Consider the following 20661-nt stretch of genomic DNA (forward strand, 5'->3'; position numbering starts at 1 on the left):
GGGGATGAGGGGGAAAAGGGTAAAGGGGAAAGGGTAAAGGGGAAAGGGGAAAAGGAAAAAAAGGGAAATTATTATTACCCATTACCCATTACCCAATCCCCTACTTTGGTACTTCAGTTTTTTCAGACAATTCTTGGGGTACTTCTATATTTGTGCGTTTGGAAAAGCCCCAAGCTAGGATCAGACCGATCGCAGTAATCATTAACCATTCGGGCGGAACTAAGCTATCGTTTACCACCTTCAATAACAGACGCAAACCTACAAATGCGACAGTTATATAGCCTGCGTCTTCTAGGTTTTCAAATTCGTCTAGCCAACGGATAAATAATTCCGCCATGAAGCGCAGGGTAATGATCCCAATGGTTGCACCTGTTAATACCAACCACCTTTCTTGAGAAACTGCGATCGCAGTTGTCACGCTATCTAAAGAAAATGCCATATCAGTAAAAGCTATTACTGGTATCGCTTGCCACAAAGAATTAAAACGCGGCCCGTGATGGTGATTCTCTTCATCTGTTTCTTGGGATGTGAAGTGTTGGAATACTAGCCATAGTAGATAAGCCGCACCCAGAAGTTCAAATTGCCATAAATTTTGTACCCAGGTAGCTGTCAGAATTAATGTAATCCTGAGCACATAGGCAACAACTAATCCCAAGTTTAGCGCCTGTCGCTCAACTTTTTTATCTTCCAATCCTTGAGCGATCGCAGCGAGGGCGATCGCATTATCAGCAGATAGCACTGCTTCTAAAAACACCAGGATAAGCAGAACTATAGGAGCTTCAACGCTAAAGTGAAAATGAAGATAATCAAAAATTTTGTCTAGCATTCCAAGTATCTCAAGCAGCGTAAATTAAAAATTAACAACAGCAACGAATTTCATCCTCTAAAGTGCAAGCAATTGCTACTTTTATCCAGCTTAACTTGGCTGTGGTTGATTCTAAAAACTCTGGAATTGGCGCAATCACAGGGTAGTTAGAGTTTGTTGAGTGTAGCATGACACACCAGAAGTCTTAACATTCTCTTAAAAAAACTCTTGAGAAATCAAGTACGGAAATACCTAAATAAATTTCTATCACCCCACTTTTTGCAAAAAGCTAGGATCTAGGCAAGAAGTTTTTAGGACTTACGCAACTGATAGACTCATTTTCTGGTTTAAGAGTCAAGAGTCAAAGGTCAAGGGTCAAAAATTCAGGTTTTTTGGACTCTTGACAAACCTAAACGAAAAAAATATGACACTTGCGTAAGTCCTAGATATGACAAATCACAACCCGACACGCCGTCAAGATGACCGAAAGGGTTGAGAAATAGCATTTCTCTAAGATTGTGACTGGTGGGAGGTATTACTATAAAAACAATACTTTAGGAATCTTAATAATGAATTTAACTACCCAACAGTTACCTTCAGCCACTTTAGAAAAATTCCTTTGGACTTGGCGGGGCTATAAAATTCAGTACACTGTCATGGGTACAGGAGAACCCCTAGTACTAGTACATGGCTTTGGCGCTTCGATTGGACATTGGCGCAAAAATATTCCAGCTTTAGCAAAAGCAGGTTATCAAGTTTTCGCTGTAGATTTGTTGGGTTTTGGTGGTTCCGAAAAAGCACCAATTGATTACAGTTTGGAAATTTGGGTAGAACTGCTCAAAGATTTTTGGTATGCACACATCAATCAACCTGCCGTATTTATCGGTAACTCCATTGGTGCATTAATCAGCTTAATGGTACTGGCAGAACATCCAGAAATGGCCGCAGGTGGTGTTTTAATTAACTCTGCTGGTGGTTTAAGCCATCGTCCCCATGAATTGAACCCACCATTAAGGGTTGTGATGGCAGCATTTAATAAAGTAGTGCGATCGCCCCTCACAGGCAAGTTTGTCTTTAACCGCATCCGTCAAAAATCCCAAATTCGCCGCACACTTTATCAGGTTTATCGTAACCGGGAAGCTGTTACTGATGAATTAGTTGATTTACTTTATACTCCCGCTTGCGACCCTGGCGCGCAGAAAGTCTTTGCATCGATTCTTACAGCCCCTGCTGGGCCTACTCCTGGGGAACTTTTGCCTAAAGTTGAACGTCCTTTATTAGTAATTTGGGGTGCTGACGATCCTTGGACACCAATTACGGGGGCAAAGATTTACGAAGAAGCGCGTGAGAATGGTAAAGCCATCAAAGTTATCCCCATTCCCAACGCTGGTCATTGTCCTCATGATGAAGTTCCAGATATTGTCAATTCCCAAATTGTGGATTGGCTAGCGCAAAGGTGATGATTTCGCGCATGGGCATCTTTAGATGTCTATGCGCCTTTGTGACAAGGTGCTATTAACTTGTTAGCAATCCACATCACTTCAAGAAGTCTGGAGTGTAAAGGATAAAGGATGAAACAAAATGCAAGTTATACCAATTTGAAAAAAGAATGCGACAGATAGTAGGGGCAAGGCAATGCCTTGCCCTCTAGAATATATTGATGTGTCGCCAACATTATTTGAATTGGTATTACATCTATGACGATTCATAGTCATAGTAGAGGTAATTTCACACTTCATACCTCATACTTCATCCTTTAGCCTTCAGCCTTCATTTGACCAAATTAAATTGTGTGGTAATTGTCTATGGGGCTTGATGTGCAAAATGGATATCAAGGGAATGTTCCCGTCCATAAATATCCAGATTTTTCTCAGCAAGGCTATCAAGTTATCCGAGAACTAGGACGCAATCGACAAGCAGGACGTACTACGTATTTAGCTCATGCGCTTAAAACTGAGCAAAAAATCGTAATTAAAGAGTTCCGTTTTGCCCATGCGATTCCTGATTCGTCAGTCGTAAAAGCTTATGAAAGTGAAATTGCAATTCTGCAACAAATAAATCATGCACGCGTTCCCCGCTATGTTGATTCTTTTGCAACACCAGCGGGTTTTTATATGTTGCAGGAATATAAAAATGCCCCTTCTTTAGCATCACAATACAGCTTTCATCCAGAAGAAATCAAAAAAATTGCTATCTCAGTATTAGAAATTTTGGTTGATTTACAAAAGCGAGTTTCTCCAATTATCCATCGGGATATAAAACCAGAAAATTTGTTAGTTGATCAGCAATTTAATGCTTATTTAGTTGATTTCGGTTTGGCTCGCAACAAAGGTGCAAAAATGACTCTCAGCAGTTTTGCTGTTGGCACACCAGGTTTTATGCCACCAGAAGAACAATTTGGATATCCCTTAACGGAGGCATCCGATTTATATAGTTTAGGAGCTACATTGATTTGCTTATTGACTAATACTCGTTCCGTAAATATTAGTCATTTAATTGATGATAAATATCGCTTCAAGGTGCAAAAACTACTACCTCAAATCAACCCATACTTCAAGCGCTGGATAATGAAAATGGTAGAATATAAACGCCAGCATCGATATGCTAATGCAGCAGTTGCTTTAGAAGTATTAAAAACAATTCCAGTACTTGGTAATGCTACAGCTTGGGAAACTTTAGCAGCTACTATAAAGAGGAAAAAGAAAATTTTTGTGTTGGGATTAGCAACTATTGGTACAATCGCTACTGCTGGGAAAACCTTAATAATAGCTCAATCAGAAAATATTCATAAGCAAACACTAGAAACAAGAGAATGTCACGCATTTAATGCAATTGCTAGTTGTCTCAATAAACCTAACCATTAAGAGACCATTGATAAAGTGAAACTTCTGTAGGGTGTGTTAGGCGCTGATTTCCAATATGATTTATCAAGAGAGAACTATCCTAGCGCCTAACGCACCATCCACGCGGCGGTGCGTTACGGCTAAATTTCATTGTCTCTCAGCTCGAAATCATTTCATAGCCGTAACACACCCTACAGATAAATAGCACTTACTTTTAGTAAACATTGCTGCTCAGATCCCCGACTTTTTCAAAAAGTCGGGGATCTAAAACCTGTTAAAGTAAGCGACATTTCACCCTACAATATATAATTTACTTCAGGTCAATAATACGCTGTTATAGTAAACTGCCTTTAGCAAATCAACTTGCTTGCAGTAATTTTGACAGCGTTGTGAAGAAAATCCTGATTTTATCTGCTAATCCTACGAATACAGACAAACTACGCCTGGATGAAGAAGTGCGGGAAATTCAGGCTGGTTTGGAACGCGCCAGAAGCCGAGATCAGTTTGAAATTATCACGAAATGGGCAGTCAGAACTGATGATTTACGCCGTGCGCTTTTAGATTATGAACCGGAGATAGTTCACTTTTCTGGGCATGGGGCTGGAAATCAAGGTTTGGCGTTGGAAAATAATGCTGGAGAAATTCAGTTAGTAAGTACGGCTGCGCTGGCAAGATTATTTAAATTATTTAGAAATCAAGTTGAGTGTGTGTTGTTGAATGCTTGTTATAGCGAAGTACAAGCTGTAGCGATTCATCAACATATTGATTGTGTAGTGGGTATGAGTCAGGCAATTGGCGATCGCGCGGCGATTTAATTTGCTGTAGGCTTTTATGATGCACTGGGGGCCGATAGAACCTATGAGGAAGCTTATGAGTTTGGCTGTACTGCTATTGATTTAGAAAATATTCCTGAATCTGCAACTCCAGTATTAAAAACTAGGAATCATTTCCCAGGTAACTCAGAAACTAATGAAGGAATTTCTCAAAAATCAACACCGCAAGTAAAAGTCATCTCTCTAGAAAATCCTGAAGGACAAGTACCTCTAGATTCTGCTTTTTATGTTGAGCGTCCGCCAATCGAAACAGACTGTTATGAAACTATTCTCAAACCTGGGGCATTAATTAGGATTAAAGCGCCTCGACAGATGGGTAAAACTTCTTTGATGACGCGTATTCTTCATCATGCTCATCAACATGATTATCAAAATGCATCTGTAAATTTTCAATCAGCCGATGCAGAATTTCTGAGTAGTTTAGATTTATTTTTACAGTGGTTTTGTGCCAGTATTACTGATGAATTGAATATTCCAGTAAAGCTAGAGGATTATTGGAAAGGGGTTTTAGGTAGTAAGAATAAATGTACAAATTACTTCCAACGCTATTTATTACCTGCAATTAATACTCCTATTGCTTTGGGTTTGGATGAAGTAGATGAAGTTTTCAAACATCCGATAATTGCGGCAGATTTTTTTGGATTGCTGCGGGCTTGGCATGAACGGTCAAAAAATGAAATAGTTTGGAAAAATCTTAGATTGGTGATTGCTCATTCTAAAGAAGTTTATATTCCATTAAATATTAATCAGTCACCTTTTAATGTAGGTTTACCAATTGAATTACCAGATTTAAATTATTCACAAGTGCAAGATTTAGTCAAGCGTCACGGTATAAATTGGTCTGATTTACAGGTAGAGGAATTGAGAAAGTTGGTTGATGGTCATCCTTATTTAGTGAGGGTAGCACTTTATGAAATTGCTCGTTGTAGAATTACACTGCCGAAACTACAGCAAATTGCCGCAACAGAAGAAGGGCCTTATAGCGATCATTTGCGCCGCCATTGGCTAAATTTGCAAACAGACGCAGAATTATTAGCAGCAATTAAAGAAGTGGTGACAGCAGATGAGCCTGTAAATGTAGGCGTAGAAGCGGCGTTTAAACTTCGCAGTATGGGGTTAGTTAAATTTCAGGGGAATGATGTGATACCTTTGTGTGATTTATATAGGCAATATTTTTCTGCGCGCCTCGGTGTCAAGCCAGGAAATTCTCACAAATAAAACAGTAGGGTGCGTTAGGCGCAACGCACCGTCAAAAATTCAAGGTTTGTACTATTTATATTTCTCCATTCCAGTAAACAGGAATATATCTATGGTTCAGATTATTCAGGCAAAAGATGTCAGCCTCAATCAACTAATTGAGCAATTTAATTTACAACGTAATGATGATGAAAATTTCTTTGGTGAGTGGCGAGATAATTTACCAGAACTCAATGAGTTAGAAAAGCAAAATGTCGCAGAAATTAAAGCTGAATATCAGCATTTATCTCGATATCCCATTTTAGAACCTGTAGTCAAAATGGTGGTACTTTCCCCACTATTGCGTCTAGCAGGTTTTTATCAACCACCTTTTTACATTGCTGCTGAGGAAGAAGTGGAAATTTCTTCGGAAGATGAAGGCACAATCATTCGAGGACGCATTGATATATTGGTATTTCATCCACCATTATGGGTGCTGGTAATTAAGGCAAAAAGAGCGCAATATTCTTTAACTGTTGCCATTCCCCAAGCATTAGCTTATATGTTAGCTGATACCACTCCAGAAAAACCTGTTTTTGGCTTTGTCACTAATGGTAATGAATTTAGATTTATCAAACTGATCAAAGCTGAAACTCCTCAATACGCTCTATCCGATTTCTTCGCTTTAGATAGCCGGGATGACCTTTATACTGTCATCAAAATATTAAAACGCCTAGCTGATTTAATTCGTAATTCGTAGGCATAGCTGGGCTAACCTACATCATTTACCAGACAGTCAACAGTCAACCGTCAACCGTCAACCGTCAACCGTCAACCATCCCTTATGACAAAGTACCAGTATCAAGTCGGGGGGAGTTTGCCCCAAGATGCGCCAACTTATGTCAGACGACAAGCTGACGATGACATCTATGAAGGCTTGACCCAGGGTGAGTTTTGTTATGTCCTCAATTCCCGGCAGATGGGCAAGTCTAGTTTGCGGGTGCAGGTGATGCAACGGTTACAAAATGAAGGCTTTGCCTGTGCGGTGATTGATATTACTTCTATTGGCACAGCAGATATTACCCCAGAACAGTGGTATGCAGGGGTGATTGATACCCTAGTGGGGAGTTTGGATCTTTATAACAGCTTTGATTTAGATACTTGGTGGACAGAGAATGGCTTGCTTTCCCCTGTGCAGCATTTGAGTAAGTTTATCGAAACGGTTTTACTCAAAATAATTACTGAGAAGATAGTAATTTTTATTGACGAAATTGACAGCATTCTCAGTCTTTCGTTCAACTTAGATGATTTTTTTGCCGTGATTCGCGATTGCTATAACCGCAGGGCTACCCATGCAGATTATAATCGCCTGACTTTTGCTTTGATTGGGGTGTCTACCCCCTCAGACCTAATTCAAGATAAACGCCGCACTCCTTTTAATATTGGGCGGGCAATTGATTTAACTGGCTTTCAACTCCATGAGGCGGAACCTTTGGCGCGGGGGTTGGCGGCGGAGGGTGATTCTGGGGAGTTGATGCGGGTGGTGTTGGCGTGGACGGGGGGACAGCCGTTTTTGACGCAGAAGGTTTGTAAGTTGGTGGTGGGATTGGGGAAGGGGGAAGGGGGAAACGGGGAAAGGGAGAAAGGGGAAGAATCTAAAATCCAAAATCCAAAATCCAAAATTGAGGGGTTGGTTGAGGATTTGGTGAGGAGGCGGATTATTGAGAATTGGGAGGCGCAGGATGAGCCGGAGCATTTGAAGACGATCCGGGACAGGATTATGGCGGGGGGGGAAGAGAAGGCTGGAAGGTTGTTGGCGTTGTGTCAGCAGATTTCGCAGCAGGGAGAGATAGCGGCTGATGATAGTGCTGAACAAACTGAGTTGCGGTTAACGGGTTTGGTGGTGAAGCGGGATGGGAAGCTGCGAATTTATAACCGGATTTATGCTGAGGTGTTTAAGCCGGAATGGAGTGAAAAGCTTTTGGCAAAGCTGCGCCCATATTCTGATGCTTTTAATGCTTGGGTGGAGTCGCAACAACAAGATGAGTCGCGGTTGTTGCGGGGAAAGACTTTGCAAGATGCTCAAGAATGGGCGACGGGTAAAAGTTTAAGCGATTTGGATTATCGGTTTTTGGCTGCTAGTCAGGAATTAGAAAAGCGTGATGTGCAAAGGCGGTTGGAGGCGGAAGAACAGGCGAAGCAAGTTTTGGCAGAGGCGAACCGCAAAGCTAATCGACGGATTCAAGTTGGTGCTGTGGTGCTGGGGTTGGCAATGGTGGGGGCAGCAGCATCGTTAATGTTGGCTCAATATCAATTAGGGCAAGCACGATTAGCTAGGACAGAAACGGATAAGGCTCAAACAGAGCTAAAAAAAGCGCAAACAGAAACAGAAACCACTAAGCAAGAGAATCAGCGCATATCGGTAGAGAATAAAAATTTATCAGCGCAAGCAGCACAAGCACAACAAAATCTAAATAATGCAACTGCAAAGTTGAAAACTGCAAATGCCAAAGTGAATGAGGCACAGCAAAAAGTGACATTAGCGGAAAGCAAAGTGGAAGCAGCTAACGCCAAGGTTAGTCAAGCTGAGGGACAGGCAAAGGAAGCAGTTGAACAACGACAAGCAGCACAACAGCAGCGTGAAGAAGCTGTTGCAGGTTTAAATCGGGCTAGGGAAGAACAAAAGCAGGCGCAACAAGAATTACAAACTGCTAAAACTGCTCTGAATGCAGCCGTTAATGCCCGTGCAAAGGCAGATGAAGACCGAAAAATTGCTTTAAAAGCTACCCAATTAGAACAAGATGGAACAAATGCTTTGGGATTGTTTACATCTTCAAAGGAAATAGAGGGGCTACTGTTAGCAATGCAGACTGGAAAAGAACTAAAAACTCTGGTAAAGAATAAAAAATCTTTAGCAGATTATCCTGCTTATAGCCCTTTGTTTAGTTTACAAACCATTTTATTAAATATTCGCGAACAAAATCGCTTGGAAGGGCATAGCGATTATGTCAGAAGCGTCGTCTTCAGCCCCGATGGCAAAACTTTAGCTTCCGCCAGTCTTGACAAGACCATCAAATTGTGGAATCGGGACACAGGCAAAGAAATTTCTACCCTGACTGGGCATAGCGATTCGGTCATCAGCGTCGTCTTCAGCCCTGATGGTAAAACTATAGCTTCCGCCAGTGGTGACAAGACCATCAAATTGTGGAATCGGGACACAGGCAAAGAAATTTCCACCTTGACTGGGCATAGCAATTCGGTCATCAGCGTCGTCTTCAGCCCCGATGGCAAAACTTTAGCTTCCGCCAGTCTTGACAAGACCATCAAATTGTGGAATCGGGACACAGGCAAAGAAATTTCCACCCTGACTGGGCATAGCGATTCGGTCATCAGCGTCGTCTTCAGCCCCGATGGTAAAACTTTAGCTTCCGCCAGTACTGACAACACCATCAAATTGTGGAATCGGGACACAGGCAAAGAAATTTCTACCCTGACTGGGCATAGCGATTCGGTCATCAGCGTCGTCTTCAGCCCTGATGGTAAAACTATAGCTTCCGCCAGTGGTGACAAGACCATCAAATTGTGGAATCGGGACACAGGCAAAGAAATTTCCACCTTGACTGGGCATAGCAATTCGGTCATCAGCGTCGTCTTCAGCCCCGATGGCAAAACTTTAGCTTCCGCCAGTCTTGACAAGACCATCAAATTGTGGAATCGGGACACAGGCAAAGAAATTTCCACCCTGACTGGGCATAGCGATTCGGTCATCAGCGTCGTCTTCAGCCCCGATGGTAAAACTTTAGCTTCCGCCAGTACTGACAACACCATCAAATTGTGGAATCGGGACACAGGCAAAGAAATTTTCACCCTGACTGGGCATAGCGATTATGTCATCAGCGTCGTCTTCAGCCCCGATGGCAAAACTTTAGCTTCCGCCAGTTGGGACAACACCATCAAATTATGGAATCGGGGCACAGGCAAAGAAATTTCCACCCTGACTGGGCATAGCGATTATGTCAGAAGCGTCGTCTTCAGCCCCGATGGCAAAACTTTAGCTTCCGCCAGTGGTGACAACACCATCAAATTATGGAATCGGGGCACAGGCAAAGAAATTTCCACCCTGACTGGGCATAGCGATTATGTCATCAGCGTCGTCTTCAGCCCCGATGGCAAAACTTTAGCTTCCGCCAGTGGTGACAACACCATCAAATTGTGGAATCGGGACACAGGCAAAGAAATTTCCACCCTGACTGGGCATAGCTCATCGGTAAACAGCGTCGTCTTCAGCCTCAATGGCAAAACGTTAGCTTCCGCCAGTACTGATAACACCATCAAATTGTGGAATCGGGACACAGGCAAAGAAATTTCCACCCTGACTGGGCATAGCGATTCGGTCATCAGCGTCGTGTTCAGCCCCGATGGCAAAACTTTAGCTTCCGCTAGTGATGACAAGACCATCCAATTGTGGAATCGGGACACAGGTAAAGAAATTTTCACCCTGACTGGGCATAGCGATTCGGTCTTCAGGGTCGTGTTCAGCCCCGATGGCAAAACTTTAGCTTCCGCTAGTTGGGACAACACCATCAAATTGTGGAATTGGGAGACGGGCAAAGAAATTGCCACTCTCAATGGCCATAGCGATGGGGTCATGAGCATCGTCTTCAGCCCCGATGGCAAAACTTTAGCTTCCGCTAGTGATGACAACACCATCAAATTGTGGAATCGGGAGACGGGCAAAGAAATTTCCACCCTGACTGGGCATAGCAATTCGGTAAACAGCGTCGTGTTCAGCCCCGATGGTAAAACTTTAGCGTCCGCTAGTACTGACAAGACCATCAAATTGTGGAATCGGGAGATGGGCAAAGAAATTTCCACCCTGACTGGGCATAGCAATTCGGTAAACAGCGTCGTTTTTAGCCCCGATGGTAAAACTTTAGCTTCCGCCAGTGCTGACAAGACCATCAAATTGTGGAATCGGGAGATGGGCAAAGAAATTTCCACCCTGACTGGGCATAGCAATTCGGTAAACAGCGTCGTTTTTAGCCCCGATGGTAAAACTTTAGCTTCCGCCAGTGCTGACAAGACCATCAAATTGTGGAATCTGAGTCTTGATGATTTATTAGCCCAGGGTTGCAGTTGGCTGAAGGGTTATTTGGTTAGCCATCCTGATGAGGCGAAGGTGTGTAAGGGAAGGTAGGGGAAGGGGGAAGGGGGAAAGGGGAAGGGGGGAAGGGCGATCATGTTCTATGAAAATCAGTATAAATGTAGAGTAGAAGGGGAGTGATGAGTAATTTTAGGCTACGATTTGTGTTTTGAACGGGGAGTTTCTTGTTTGAAATGAGAATGTTCCTGTTTGGAAGGAGAATGTTCTTGTTTGGAATGAGAATGTTTCTGCTGGGAAGGAGAATGTTCTTGTTTGAAACGAGAATCTTTCTGTTTGGAATGAGAATGTTCTTGCTGGGAATGAGAGTGTTTCTGTTGTGAAGTCGGAGTTTCTTGTTTAGAAGGCGGAGTTTCCTGTTTTGAACGGAAATTTTGTCAGCGCGAAGCTATGGGGAACATCAAAGACGTGATGAATCGAAATTAGAGACGCGATGAATCGCGTCTCTACAAGGGGTGCTTGAACTAAAATTGGCCTAGCTCTAAGTTGTAATTAAGGCTGAAGAACCAACCATTAAAATCTATGTTGGGGGCGCTGGAACCGCCAAAGCTAACACCAGTCTGAAGGTTAAGATTGCTGTTTTTGGAGACTCGATAGGTTAAATGCCCAAATAAGCGGTGAAATTGGTCTTCGCGGGCATCGGGACGATTGGTAAAATTTGACAGGTTGAACTGATAGTTAACCCCAACTTGTAGGGGTTTTTGTACGTAGTAGCTTAAAGATAACCACAAAGAGTTAATGATCCGACTACGGCTTTCTGGATCAGCAAAACTGACACTTAATCCATAGAAGCTATCGAGAAATAATTTGGAACTTAGGGGATCTCGTCGCCCTATAGCTAACCGGATGGAGTTTTCACTTAAAAAGCGATCGCCTGAGCTGAAGGTATCACTGTTGTTGGCGTAGAACAACATCTGATTACTCCACGCAATTTCTCCATACATCCGCCGTGATAGTTGTCGGTACAAACTCACGTTGAATCGCAACTGATTGTAATCATAAAGCGATTGATCGAAATAATGAATCTGGGTACCGTCAATAGAACCACTGATATAAGTTCTCGAACCTAAAGGAAAATATGCAGAGGCTAATGTCAGCCCATAAAAAATTAAGCTGTCTGGGATAGGGTCAATAGTTGAAGAAAAAATGTTATCCGTATAAAAGTAGCCCACACGAGCTTCTAGAACACCTATAGGTTGAAACTGCGGTACTGGTTTTTCTATTGGTGTTGGTGGCTGTTGTTCTAATTGTGGTGGATCTTCTATTGTTCGTGGCTTCACCCGCAATCCCAACTCTAAATTGTTCGTTTCAGATGGCGATTGTGTTTGCTGTTGCAATCTCTGTCTCAGCCTTTCTAATCTTTGAGAATAATTAGGCTGGCGAGTTTCTAAGAGTTGTTCTATTTGCGCTGGGGAAGGACTGGGAACAGTATTAGGTTGTACTTCTAATGGTGGTGGATCGTTCGGTGGCGGATTATTTGGTGGTGGATCATTTGGTGGCGGACTGTTTGGCGGTGGATCGTTCGGCGGTGGATTGTTCGGCGGATTATTTGGTGGTGGGGGATTTGAGGTATTGGGTGGTTGTTGATTGACTTGGGCTGTTACTTGTCCTGGTGCAGTAGATTTGGGTAATTGTTGTGAATATAAAACTTTTAAGTTACTTGGCTGTTGACACCAGTTGTCTTGACAGTTGAAATTGGGTTTCGCAGTTTCTACAGCAGAGTCAAGCAAGGATAACTGCAAAGAGTTATCAGATTTCAGAAATTTTTCTAAACAACTACTACTTTGATTTAAGTTCTGAATGTCAATCTGCCCAGAGAAGGATATTTTATGCGTTGACTTTGGTAACTTGTGAATTTTATCTATTGTTGCTAACGCTGCTAGTTGATTGTTATTTGCATCTGGTTGCAGCAGTTCGCATTGCGGATTAGCAATTTGTGCGATCGCTAAAGATGTGACGTTTGATGCTACAGTTTTTGGCGGACTTAATTTACTCGCTAAGTTCCCATGAGAACTTGCAGCCGATGCTCTACCTACCCTGATGCAATAAAAGTTTGCACCACCAATAGCTAACAAAACCGCAAATACAAAATTTTTCCAGCCCTTGGATTGCATCTTTGATGGCGTTGATCGCGTTTTCCCAACGTAGATCCAGAAGCTATCTCGGAAATTCCTCATTATAAATATCAAATTTCCGATTAACTCGTCCCTGATGTTTACTTCTCGTACTGAAAAGTCTTAATCAATATTAGAAATTACTATATATGATATTTGTACTGCTTCAACCACTAAAGTAGAAACATTAAATTTTATTATGTATTTAAGTATTAATGTATTAAGTTTAAAATAAGGATGATAAAGTTTCCACGCATTTTATTAAAATACACTGACTAAGCTTCGCTGGATTGAATACTTTAATTGAAAAAGTATAAATAATAACCTCATAAATAGAATCTCAACCCAGAATTTATTTTTACCAATAACAGTATTAATTAATACTTCTGAGTCTCGAAACTATGCTGCAAAAATTTTTACCACTTTTAGTGATTGGTGTGTGGGGAGCGATCGCCTTGCCTTTGTCAGGGCGGGCCAATGCAACAATTCCTCTCACCAGAGCTGAGATTCAGGAATTGCGTAACTTAGTACAGCTAATTCCCCGAAATAGCCCTAAGAAGCGTCCAGCGCGCAAATCCGATGCGATGATTCCTGGTGATGGTTTATCCACTGGTAGAAAGTCCCTTGCAGATTTACGTTTCAATGATGGCTCTCTAGCAAGGATTGGAGAACAAGCAGTATTTCAGTTTTTACCGAAAACGCGCAATTTTCGACTCTCCAATGGCACAGTATTATTACTGATTCCACCTGGTAGGGGGCAAACACGGATACAAACACCCAATGCAGCAGCAGCAATTCGGGGTTCAGCATTATTTGTCCGTTATGACGAACAAACCGACACGACAATTGTCGGTGCGCTTACCAATAGCGGGATAGAAGTATCTAATAAAGCTTCTCAAAGTCAGGTGCTAGAAGCCGGGCAACTGATGGTAATTGTTAAAGGTAGATTTCAAGGTTTATACGATTTTGACCTGAGAAATTTTTATGAAACTAGTGATTTAGTTCGAGGGCTTGATTTAACTAGACAGAATCTTGCACCAACACCAGACCCTGCGATCGCCAGCGTTCAAGCTGAAACTGCAGCTGCTGTAGCTACACAGACACCACTTAAAGGCGAGGGAGTTGTCGAAAATCCCTCATTTTTACAGCTAACAGCTAGTTCTTCCAATTCTGCCAATCAAGATTCTGCCTCCGAAGATAGTAAAAGCGAAACTAGCAGCGCAACTAATAGCGAAACTGATAAAAAAGGGTCTTCATTAAACGGAAGCCAAGAAAGTCTGCCAGTAGAATCCATTGTGGACAATGGGCAAACTCAATCAGATGAGCAAGTACGTAATAATACTGATACTACTCAAAAACCACCAATTCCAGATAATGGTGGTAACCCCCCTGTAATTGATGATGGTGGCGGGAACCCACCGAAACCAGATGATGGCGGGAATCCACCTGTAATTGATGATGGCGGCGGGAACCCACCGAAACCAGATGATGGTGGGAATCCACCTGTAATTGATGATGGTGGCGGGAACCCACCGAAACCAGATGATGGCGGGAATCCACCTGTAATTGATGATGGCGGCGGGAACCCACCGAAACCAGATGATGGCGGGAACCCACCTGTAATTGATGATGGCGGCGGGAACCCACCGAAACCAGATGATGGCGGGAATCCACCTGTAATTGATGATGGCGGCGGGAACCCACCGAAACCAGATGATGGCGGGAATCCACCTGTAATTGATGATGGCGGCGGAAATCCACCGAAACCAGATGATGGCGGGAACCCACCTGTAATTGATGATGGTGGCGGGAACCCACCAAAACCAGATGATGGCGGGAACCCACCGAAACCAGATGATGGCGGAAATCCACCGAAACCAGATGATGGCGGGAATCCACCTGTAATTGATGATGGCGGCGGGAACCCACCGAAACCAGATGATGGCGGGAATCCACCTGTAATTGATGATGGCGGCGGAAATCCACCGAAACCAGATGATGGCGGCAATAGACCACCCCATAATGGCGGCAATAGACCTCCTCATGATGGCGGTAATAGACCTCCCCATGATGGCGGCAATAGACCTCCTCATGATGGCGGTAATAAACCACCTAATGATGGCGGAGTCAAACCACCCAATACTGGCGGCGGTAATAAACCACCCAATACTGGCGGTAATAAACCGCCTAATGATGGTGGTAATAAACCACCCAATACGGGTGGTTATAAACCACCCACACCTAGTGGCGGCACAACACCTCCCAATACTGGCGGCACAACACCTCCCAATACTGGCGGCACAACACCTCCCAATGCTGGCGGCACAACACCTCCCAATACTGGCGGCACAACACCTCCCAATACTGGCGGCACAACACCTCCCAATACTGGCGGCACAACACCTCCCAATACTGGCGGCACAACACCTCCCAATACTGGCGGCACAACACCTCCCAATACTGGCGGCACAACACCTCCCAATACTGGCGGCACAACACCTCCCAATACTGGTGGCACAACACCTCCCAATACTGGTGGCACAACACCTCCCAATACTGGTGGCACAACACCTCCCAATACTGGTGGCACAACACCTCCCAATACTGGTGGCACAACACCTCCCAATGCTGGCGGCACAACACCTCCTAATACTGGCGGGATAACACCGCCCAATACTGGCGGGATAACACCTCCCAATGCTGGCGGCACAACACCTCCTAATACTGGCGGGATAACACCTCCCAATGCTGGTGGGATAACACCACCTAATACAGGTGGCACAACACCACCTAATACAGGTGGGATAACACCGCCCAATACTGGCGGGATAACACCGCCCAATACTGGTGAAGGTATAACACTGCCCACACCTAGTAGCGGGATAACATCACCTAATGATGGAGCAGTCAAACCACCCACACCTGGTGAAGGTATAACACCACCTACACCTAGTGGCGGGACAACACCACCTACACCTAGTGGCGGGACAACGCTACCTACACCTGGTGAAGGTATAACACCACCTACACCTAGTGGCGGGACAACACCACCTACACCTGATGGCGGGACAACGCCACCTACACCTGATGGCGGGACAACGCCAACCCCCCAATGATGGTGTAAATACTCCACCAAAAACCGATGGTAAACCTTCCAAATCACCAGCAATCACAAATACTTAAAAATATGAAGTTGCCTACATAACAAAGCAACTTGAGTTAATTAACTGAGTAAAATCTAGGGAAAGCCATCTTTATATCCGGCTTTCCCTAGATTTTTTTGGCATTAATTTAAATGTATATTTCAATACAAAAATTGCTGCAAATAGTTATAAACAGTACTGCTATCAAAAACTAGGTATTGTTGCTAGTGATAGTTAACGAATTTTGGATTTTAGATTTTGGATTTTAGATTTTGGATTTTGGATTGACCCCGACCACAAGGGTGCAGGGCTTAAGGATTTTAAATTTTGGCTTTTGGATTTTGGATTTGTTCCGCCACGCCACTTCTCTCAAGTCGGGAAACCCGCCCACGAGAGTGGCTCCACTAGGAACGGGGCATGAACCAAAAAATCTAAAATCGGCAATCTAAAATCTAAAATTGGCACGGTTAAGCATCTGCTAGCGCTAGATTAAATCAAGTACAGGACTTACATGGGTTAGCTTAATATCTTTTTTAGTTAAATTTAATCTGCCGTGTAAGTTTTTGGAAGTTTAATTGTTGCAACAGAGATAAATAAATTTATGACTTTTGATTACGATCTATTTGTCATTGGTGCTGGTTCTGGAGGTTTAGCAGCTTCTAAACGAGCAGCTAGCTACGGCGCAAAAGTAGCGATCGCAGAACATGATTTAGTCGGCGGAACTTGTGTGATTCGCGGTTGCGTTCCCAAAAAGCTCATGGTCTACGGTTCTCATTTTCCCGCACTGTTCAGTGATGCGGCTGGCTATGGCTGGAAAGTCGGTGATGCTCAATTAGACTGGGAACATTTCATTACTTCTATAGATAAGGAAGTCAAGCGGCTATCTCAACTTCATATCAGCTTTTTAGAAAAAGCTGGTGTCACACTAATTCCTGGTCGAGCTAGTTTCGTAGACACCCATACTGTAGAAGTTGGCGATCGCAAAATTACAGCAGACAAAATTTTAATTGCTGTGGGTGGAAAGCCTCTCAAACCAGATGTACCAGGGATAGAATACGCGATTACCTCTAACGAAATTTTTCTCCTCAAAGAACAACCAAAGCATATAGCAATTATTGGTGGTGGTTACATCGGTACGGAATTTGCTGCGATTATGCGGGGTTTAGGTTGCCAAGTTACACAAATTAATCGCCAAAACCAGATTTTGGCAGGTTTTGATGAAGATATCCGTACTAGTATTCAAGAAGGAATGAGCAACCACGGCATTCGCATGATTCCGAATACCTTGGTAACAGCCGTTGAGCCTGTACCAGAAGGATTAAAGTTGTCTTTATCTGGCGAAAATCAAGAACCAGTGATTGCTGATGTATTTTTAGCCGCAACTGGTCGAGTTCCGAATGTAGATGGACTGAGTTTAGAACATGCTGGAATTGAAATTGTCGCCAGTGCTGAAGAAGGACATGGATATGGAACAGCAAAGGCGATCGCAGTTAATAAATATAGTCAAACTAGTCAACCCAATATTTTTGCGGTTGGCGATGTCACAGATAGGTTAAATTTAACACCAGTTGCTATTGGAGAAGGCCGGGCTTTTGCGGATAGTGAATTTGGCAATAACCGCCGCGAGTTTAGTCATCACAATGTACCTACAGCTATATTTTCCAATCCGGAAGCGGCTACTGTGGGGTTAACGGAAGCTGAGGCTAAGGCAAAACTCGGTGATGATGGCGTGACAATTTTTCGTAGCCGTTTCCGCCCTATGTACTACAGTTTAACGGGTGCCCAAGAAAGAACCATGATGAAGCTGGTAGTCGATGCCAAAACTGACCAAGTTCTAGGCGCTCACATGGTGGGAGACTATGCAGCAGAAATCATTCAAGGTATAGCGATCGCTGTCAAAATGGGCGCAACGAAAAAAGACTTTGATGCTACCGTGGGGATACATCCCTCCGCCGCCGAAGAATTTGTCACAATGCGATAAGTTTGATACAGGCGCGATCGCGTCTGTATTGAAAATCCTGGCTGAGTTGAATTTTGAATCACTTTATTTACTTACATGGTTTTGCTTCTAGCCCTCATTCTGCCAAAGCCAAAGATATTAGCGATCGCTTTGCTCAAATCGGTATCAAACTTACAATTCCCGATTTGAATGCAGGCGATTTTTCTCACCTGACAATTACTCGTCAGATCAATCAAGTTGCAGCAGAATTTCCAACTGATTCTGCACCAGTAACGCTGATTGGTTCGAGTTTGGGTGGTTTAACTGCTGCTCATTTAGGGCAAAAATATTCCCAAGTGCAAAGTTTGGTTTTATTAGCACCAGCTTTCGGTTTTTTATCTCACTGGTTACCCAAGCTAGGAGATGAACAGGTACAGCGTTGGCAACAAGAAAAATATCTCATGGTTGATCATTATGGGGAAAAGCGATCGCTACCTTTAAGTTACGAGTTCGTTACAGATGCCCAGCAATATCAAGAAGCGGTTTTACAACGCCCCATTCCTACCCTCATTTTGCATGGCACAAATGATGAAGTCATTCCCATCACAGCCAGCCGTGAATTTGCAATATCTCGTCCTTGGGTGAATTTAGTAGAACTGGACAGCGATCATGCTCTAGGAAACGTCATGGCAGAAATATGGCAAGCAATTCACCTCTTCTGCCAGTTACCCGGCAGCTGTAAAATATGAACTTCTCACATTAATTTAATTAATATCATTAGTCATTTCTCCTGAGTCTTTTACTAATGACTAATGACTAATGACTAATGACCAATGACTCTTGACTACAAACTATGCTTCCCTTCATCCGTTCAGATTTAGCGCAATTCACCGCTTACAAACCCCATCCCAGCAGCGATAACGCCGAAGCAGTCGAGACAAAATTTGATCGACTAGATACTAATGAAAGTCCTGACGATTTGCCGCCAGAGTTAAAAGAAAAGCTAGCTTGGACTTATCAGCAAGTAATTGAAACAAATCGTTACCCAGATGGGGGACATGAAACACTCAAACAAGCGATCGCGCAATATGTGAATGAGTCTGCAGCCCTTTCATCATCGCCAATTACCTCTGGCAATATTTCTGTAGGTAATGGTTCTGATGAATTAATTCGTTCTTTATTAATCGCTACTTGTTTGGGTGGAGAAGGAAGTATTTTAGTTGCCAATCCCACGTTCTCGATGTACGCGATTTTGGCAAAAACTTTGGGTATTCCTGTTGTAGAAGTGGGTAGGAATGACAATAATTTTGAAATAGATTTACCAGTCGCACAAGCCGCGATCGCTCAAACTCAAAACCCACCAATTCGGGTGGTGTTTGTAGTACATCCCAATTCCCCAACTGCTAATTGTTTGACTGCGGCAGAGTTAGCATGGTTAAGAAGTCTCAGCACAGATATTTTAGTAGTAATTGATGAGGCTTACTTTGAATTTAGCCAGACTAGTTTGGTGGGAGAATTAGCACAACGTCCTAACTGGGTGATACTGCGGACTTTTTCCAAGGCTTTTCGGTTAGCAGCTTTGCGTGTGGGTTATTGTGTCGCTCATCCAGAGGCGATCGCTATTTTAGAAAAAGTCCGCTTACCCTACAATCTTCCCAGTTTTTCTATCGCCGCCGCATTACTAGCTTTGCAAAACCGCCAGCTTTTACTCAATTCAATTGCCCAAACCTTGACTGAACGCGATCAACTGATCGCAGCTTTAAAACAATATCCCAATTTACAAGTTACAGCCAGTGACGCTAACTTTATTTACCTGCGTGTGACTTCAAATGACAGCAATTCCCAAGCGACTGCTTTAAACAGTATTCATCAGCAATTGCGTAACTCTGGCACACTTGTACGGCTGTTAAACGGAGGATTACGAATTACTATCGGCTCAAAAGCAGAAAACGCCCGTACCCTCAATCGGCTACAGGCTGCTGTGGCAAATCTTCATTTTTAAACAATAATGTACTTAGTAATTAAATCTACTGTCTAATTCACTGCCCAAACGTCTTACTACTCCTACAGTTTGTGGGAGTACACCTACTAAAAGGGCAAAGGTAACATCTGGTATTTGAGCTACTGTTTCCGGTGGAAAGTACTGTTCAAATTGATCGAGAATCTTTTGAACTCTTTGTTGTGGAACTGGGTTTTCTGTAATTTGTTTAATTAAGCGAATCCATTGCCGCCTAATTAAATAAGCTTTCTGACGTTCCTCATAAGATTCAGCAGTTAATAAAGATAAATTTCCAATTGGTAGTACGCTTTGGCAATCACAATCATATTCTCCTCCAACAGCTGCCCCAGGCCCAGCAAACTCTGCATGGTAGCGCTTATAGAGAATTAAACCATTTCGTTTCCGACTGTTGACTATGAAAACTTTTCCAGTACGTAGCAGGGTGAGGATATCCGAGCCTTGCGATTGCTCAGTTCCATCAGGCATGACAATATGGTCAAGGACACTGGTGTCAGGAGAATAGGTTGATACCATAGCAATCTGATAGCGTCGGCGTTGTTCGCTATCCATGTTTTCTCAGATTTGCGAATAATTGAGTAGTAGTATGCACTGAAAACACGAACTTGCTGTTAAAGCAAAGTTAATTTT

General features: G+C 43.2%; 12 protein-coding genes and 1 pseudogene. 9 read left to right on the forward strand and 4 right to left on the reverse strand.

Annotated elements, in window-relative coordinates:
* Nucleotides 1-100 precede the first annotated feature (100 nt).
* Both HGR01_RS08800 and HGR01_RS08805 read right to left on the reverse strand, forming a co-directional pair.
* Complete coding sequence (locus HGR01_RS08800; RefSeq protein ID WP_045869482.1) at nucleotides 101-826, reverse strand: TerC family protein; 726 nt, start codon at nucleotides 824-826, stop codon at nucleotides 101-103.
* A gap of 31 nt (nucleotides 827-857) precedes the next feature.
* Nucleotides 858-995: a hypothetical protein gene (locus HGR01_RS08805; protein WP_155539125.1), complete on the reverse strand. Its 138-nt coding sequence runs from the start codon at nucleotides 993-995 to the stop codon at nucleotides 858-860.
* A gap of 379 nt (nucleotides 996-1374) precedes the next feature.
* On the opposite strand from HGR01_RS08805, the gene HGR01_RS08810 reads away from it, so the two are divergent.
* The 5 genes and pseudogenes from HGR01_RS08810 to HGR01_RS08830 all read left to right on the forward strand — a co-directional run bounded on the left by HGR01_RS08810 (nucleotide 1375) and on the right by HGR01_RS08830 (nucleotide 10854).
* Nucleotides 1375-2265, forward strand: coding sequence for an alpha/beta fold hydrolase (locus tag HGR01_RS08810; RefSeq protein WP_045869481.1), 891 nt, complete (start codon nucleotides 1375-1377; stop codon nucleotides 2263-2265).
* Between the two features lie 345 nt (nucleotides 2266-2610).
* Nucleotides 2611-3669 carry a serine/threonine protein kinase gene (locus HGR01_RS08815; protein ID WP_045869480.1) on the forward strand — a complete coding sequence of 353 codons (1059 nt, stop codon included), beginning with the start codon at nucleotides 2611-2613 and terminating at the stop codon, nucleotides 3667-3669.
* Between the two features lie 368 nt (nucleotides 3670-4037).
* Nucleotides 4038-5699, forward strand: a pseudogene (locus HGR01_RS08820) (AAA-like domain-containing protein).
* 91 nt (nucleotides 5700-5790) lie between these two features.
* Nucleotides 5791-6417, forward strand: a complete 627-nt coding sequence (locus tag HGR01_RS08825; protein WP_045869479.1) for a type I restriction endonuclease — start codon at nucleotides 5791-5793, stop codon at nucleotides 6415-6417.
* Between the two features lie 84 nt (nucleotides 6418-6501).
* A complete protein-coding gene (locus tag HGR01_RS08830; protein ID WP_045869478.1) occupies nucleotides 6502-10854 on the forward strand; it encodes an AAA-like domain-containing protein in 4353 nt (1450 codons plus the stop codon).
* Nucleotides 10855-11282: 428 nt separating this feature from the next.
* On the opposite strand, the gene HGR01_RS08835 is transcribed toward HGR01_RS08830, so the two are convergent.
* On the reverse strand, nucleotides 11283-12932 hold the full coding sequence (locus HGR01_RS08835) for a hypothetical protein (RefSeq protein ID WP_045869477.1): 1650 nt from the start codon (nucleotides 12930-12932) through the stop codon (nucleotides 11283-11285).
* Nucleotides 12933-13333: 401 nt separating this feature from the next.
* Between HGR01_RS08835 and HGR01_RS41915 the strand changes: the two genes are divergently transcribed.
* From HGR01_RS41915 to HGR01_RS08855, 4 genes are all read left to right on the forward strand, one after another.
* Complete coding sequence (locus HGR01_RS41915) at nucleotides 13334-16048, forward strand: FecR domain-containing protein (protein ID WP_411863268.1); 2715 nt, start codon at nucleotides 13334-13336, stop codon at nucleotides 16046-16048.
* 628 nt (nucleotides 16049-16676) lie between these two features.
* The gene (gene gor / locus HGR01_RS08845) at nucleotides 16677-18056 is read left to right on the forward strand and encodes a glutathione-disulfide reductase (protein WP_045869476.1); all 1380 of its coding nucleotides are present in this window, start codon (nucleotides 16677-16679) and stop codon (nucleotides 18054-18056) included.
* A gap of 53 nt (nucleotides 18057-18109) precedes the next feature.
* Nucleotides 18110-18763, forward strand: a complete 654-nt coding sequence (locus HGR01_RS08850; RefSeq protein WP_228045677.1) for a YqiA/YcfP family alpha/beta fold hydrolase — start codon at nucleotides 18110-18112, stop codon at nucleotides 18761-18763.
* Nucleotides 18764-18867: 104 nt separating this feature from the next.
* Nucleotides 18868-20016 (forward strand): histidinol-phosphate transaminase, encoded by a 1149-nt coding sequence (locus HGR01_RS08855; RefSeq protein WP_045869474.1) that lies wholly within the window; start codon nucleotides 18868-18870, stop codon nucleotides 20014-20016.
* Nucleotides 20017-20028: 12 nt separating this feature from the next.
* Here HGR01_RS08855 and HGR01_RS08860 read toward each other — a convergent pair whose 3' ends face one another.
* Nucleotides 20029-20583 (reverse strand): hypothetical protein, encoded by a 555-nt coding sequence (locus tag HGR01_RS08860; protein WP_045869473.1) that lies wholly within the window; start codon nucleotides 20581-20583, stop codon nucleotides 20029-20031.
* Between the last annotated feature and the right edge of the window lie 78 nt (nucleotides 20584-20661).

This window comes from Tolypothrix sp. PCC 7712 (genome assembly GCF_025860405.1).
Taxonomy (GTDB): Bacteria; Cyanobacteriota; Cyanobacteriia; order Cyanobacteriales; family Nostocaceae; genus Aulosira; species Aulosira diplosiphon.

Bases quoted from the DNA above. Each gene is read 5' to 3' on its own strand.
- HGR01_RS08810 (WP_045869481.1), top strand. From the start codon at position 1,375: ATGAATTTAACTACCCAACAGTTACCTTCAGCCACTTTAGAAAAATTC.
- HGR01_RS08815 (WP_045869480.1), top strand. From the start codon at position 2,611: ATGGGGCTTGATGTGCAAAATGGATATCAAGGGAATGTTCCCGTCCAT.
- gor (WP_045869476.1), top strand. From the start codon at position 16,677: ATGACTTTTGATTACGATCTATTTGTCATTGGTGCTGGTTCTGGAGGT.
- HGR01_RS08835 (WP_045869477.1), bottom strand. From the start codon at position 12,932: ATGCAATCCAAGGGCTGGAAAAATTTTGTATTTGCGGTTTTGTTAGCT.
- HGR01_RS08800 (WP_045869482.1), bottom strand. From the start codon at position 826: ATGCTAGACAAAATTTTTGATTATCTTCATTTTCACTTTAGCGTTGAA.
- HGR01_RS41915 (WP_411863268.1), top strand. From the start codon at position 13,334: ATGCTGCAAAAATTTTTACCACTTTTAGTGATTGGTGTGTGGGGAGCG.
- HGR01_RS08855 (WP_045869474.1), top strand. From the start codon at position 18,868: ATGCTTCCCTTCATCCGTTCAGATTTAGCGCAATTCACCGCTTACAAA.
- HGR01_RS08830 (WP_045869478.1), top strand. From the start codon at position 6,502: ATGACAAAGTACCAGTATCAAGTCGGGGGGAGTTTGCCCCAAGATGCG.
- HGR01_RS08825 (WP_045869479.1), top strand. From the start codon at position 5,791: ATGGTTCAGATTATTCAGGCAAAAGATGTCAGCCTCAATCAACTAATT.
- HGR01_RS08805 (WP_155539125.1), bottom strand. From the start codon at position 995: ATGCTACACTCAACAAACTCTAACTACCCTGTGATTGCGCCAATTCCA.
- HGR01_RS08860 (WP_045869473.1), bottom strand. From the start codon at position 20,583: ATGGATAGCGAACAACGCCGACGCTATCAGATTGCTATGGTATCAACC.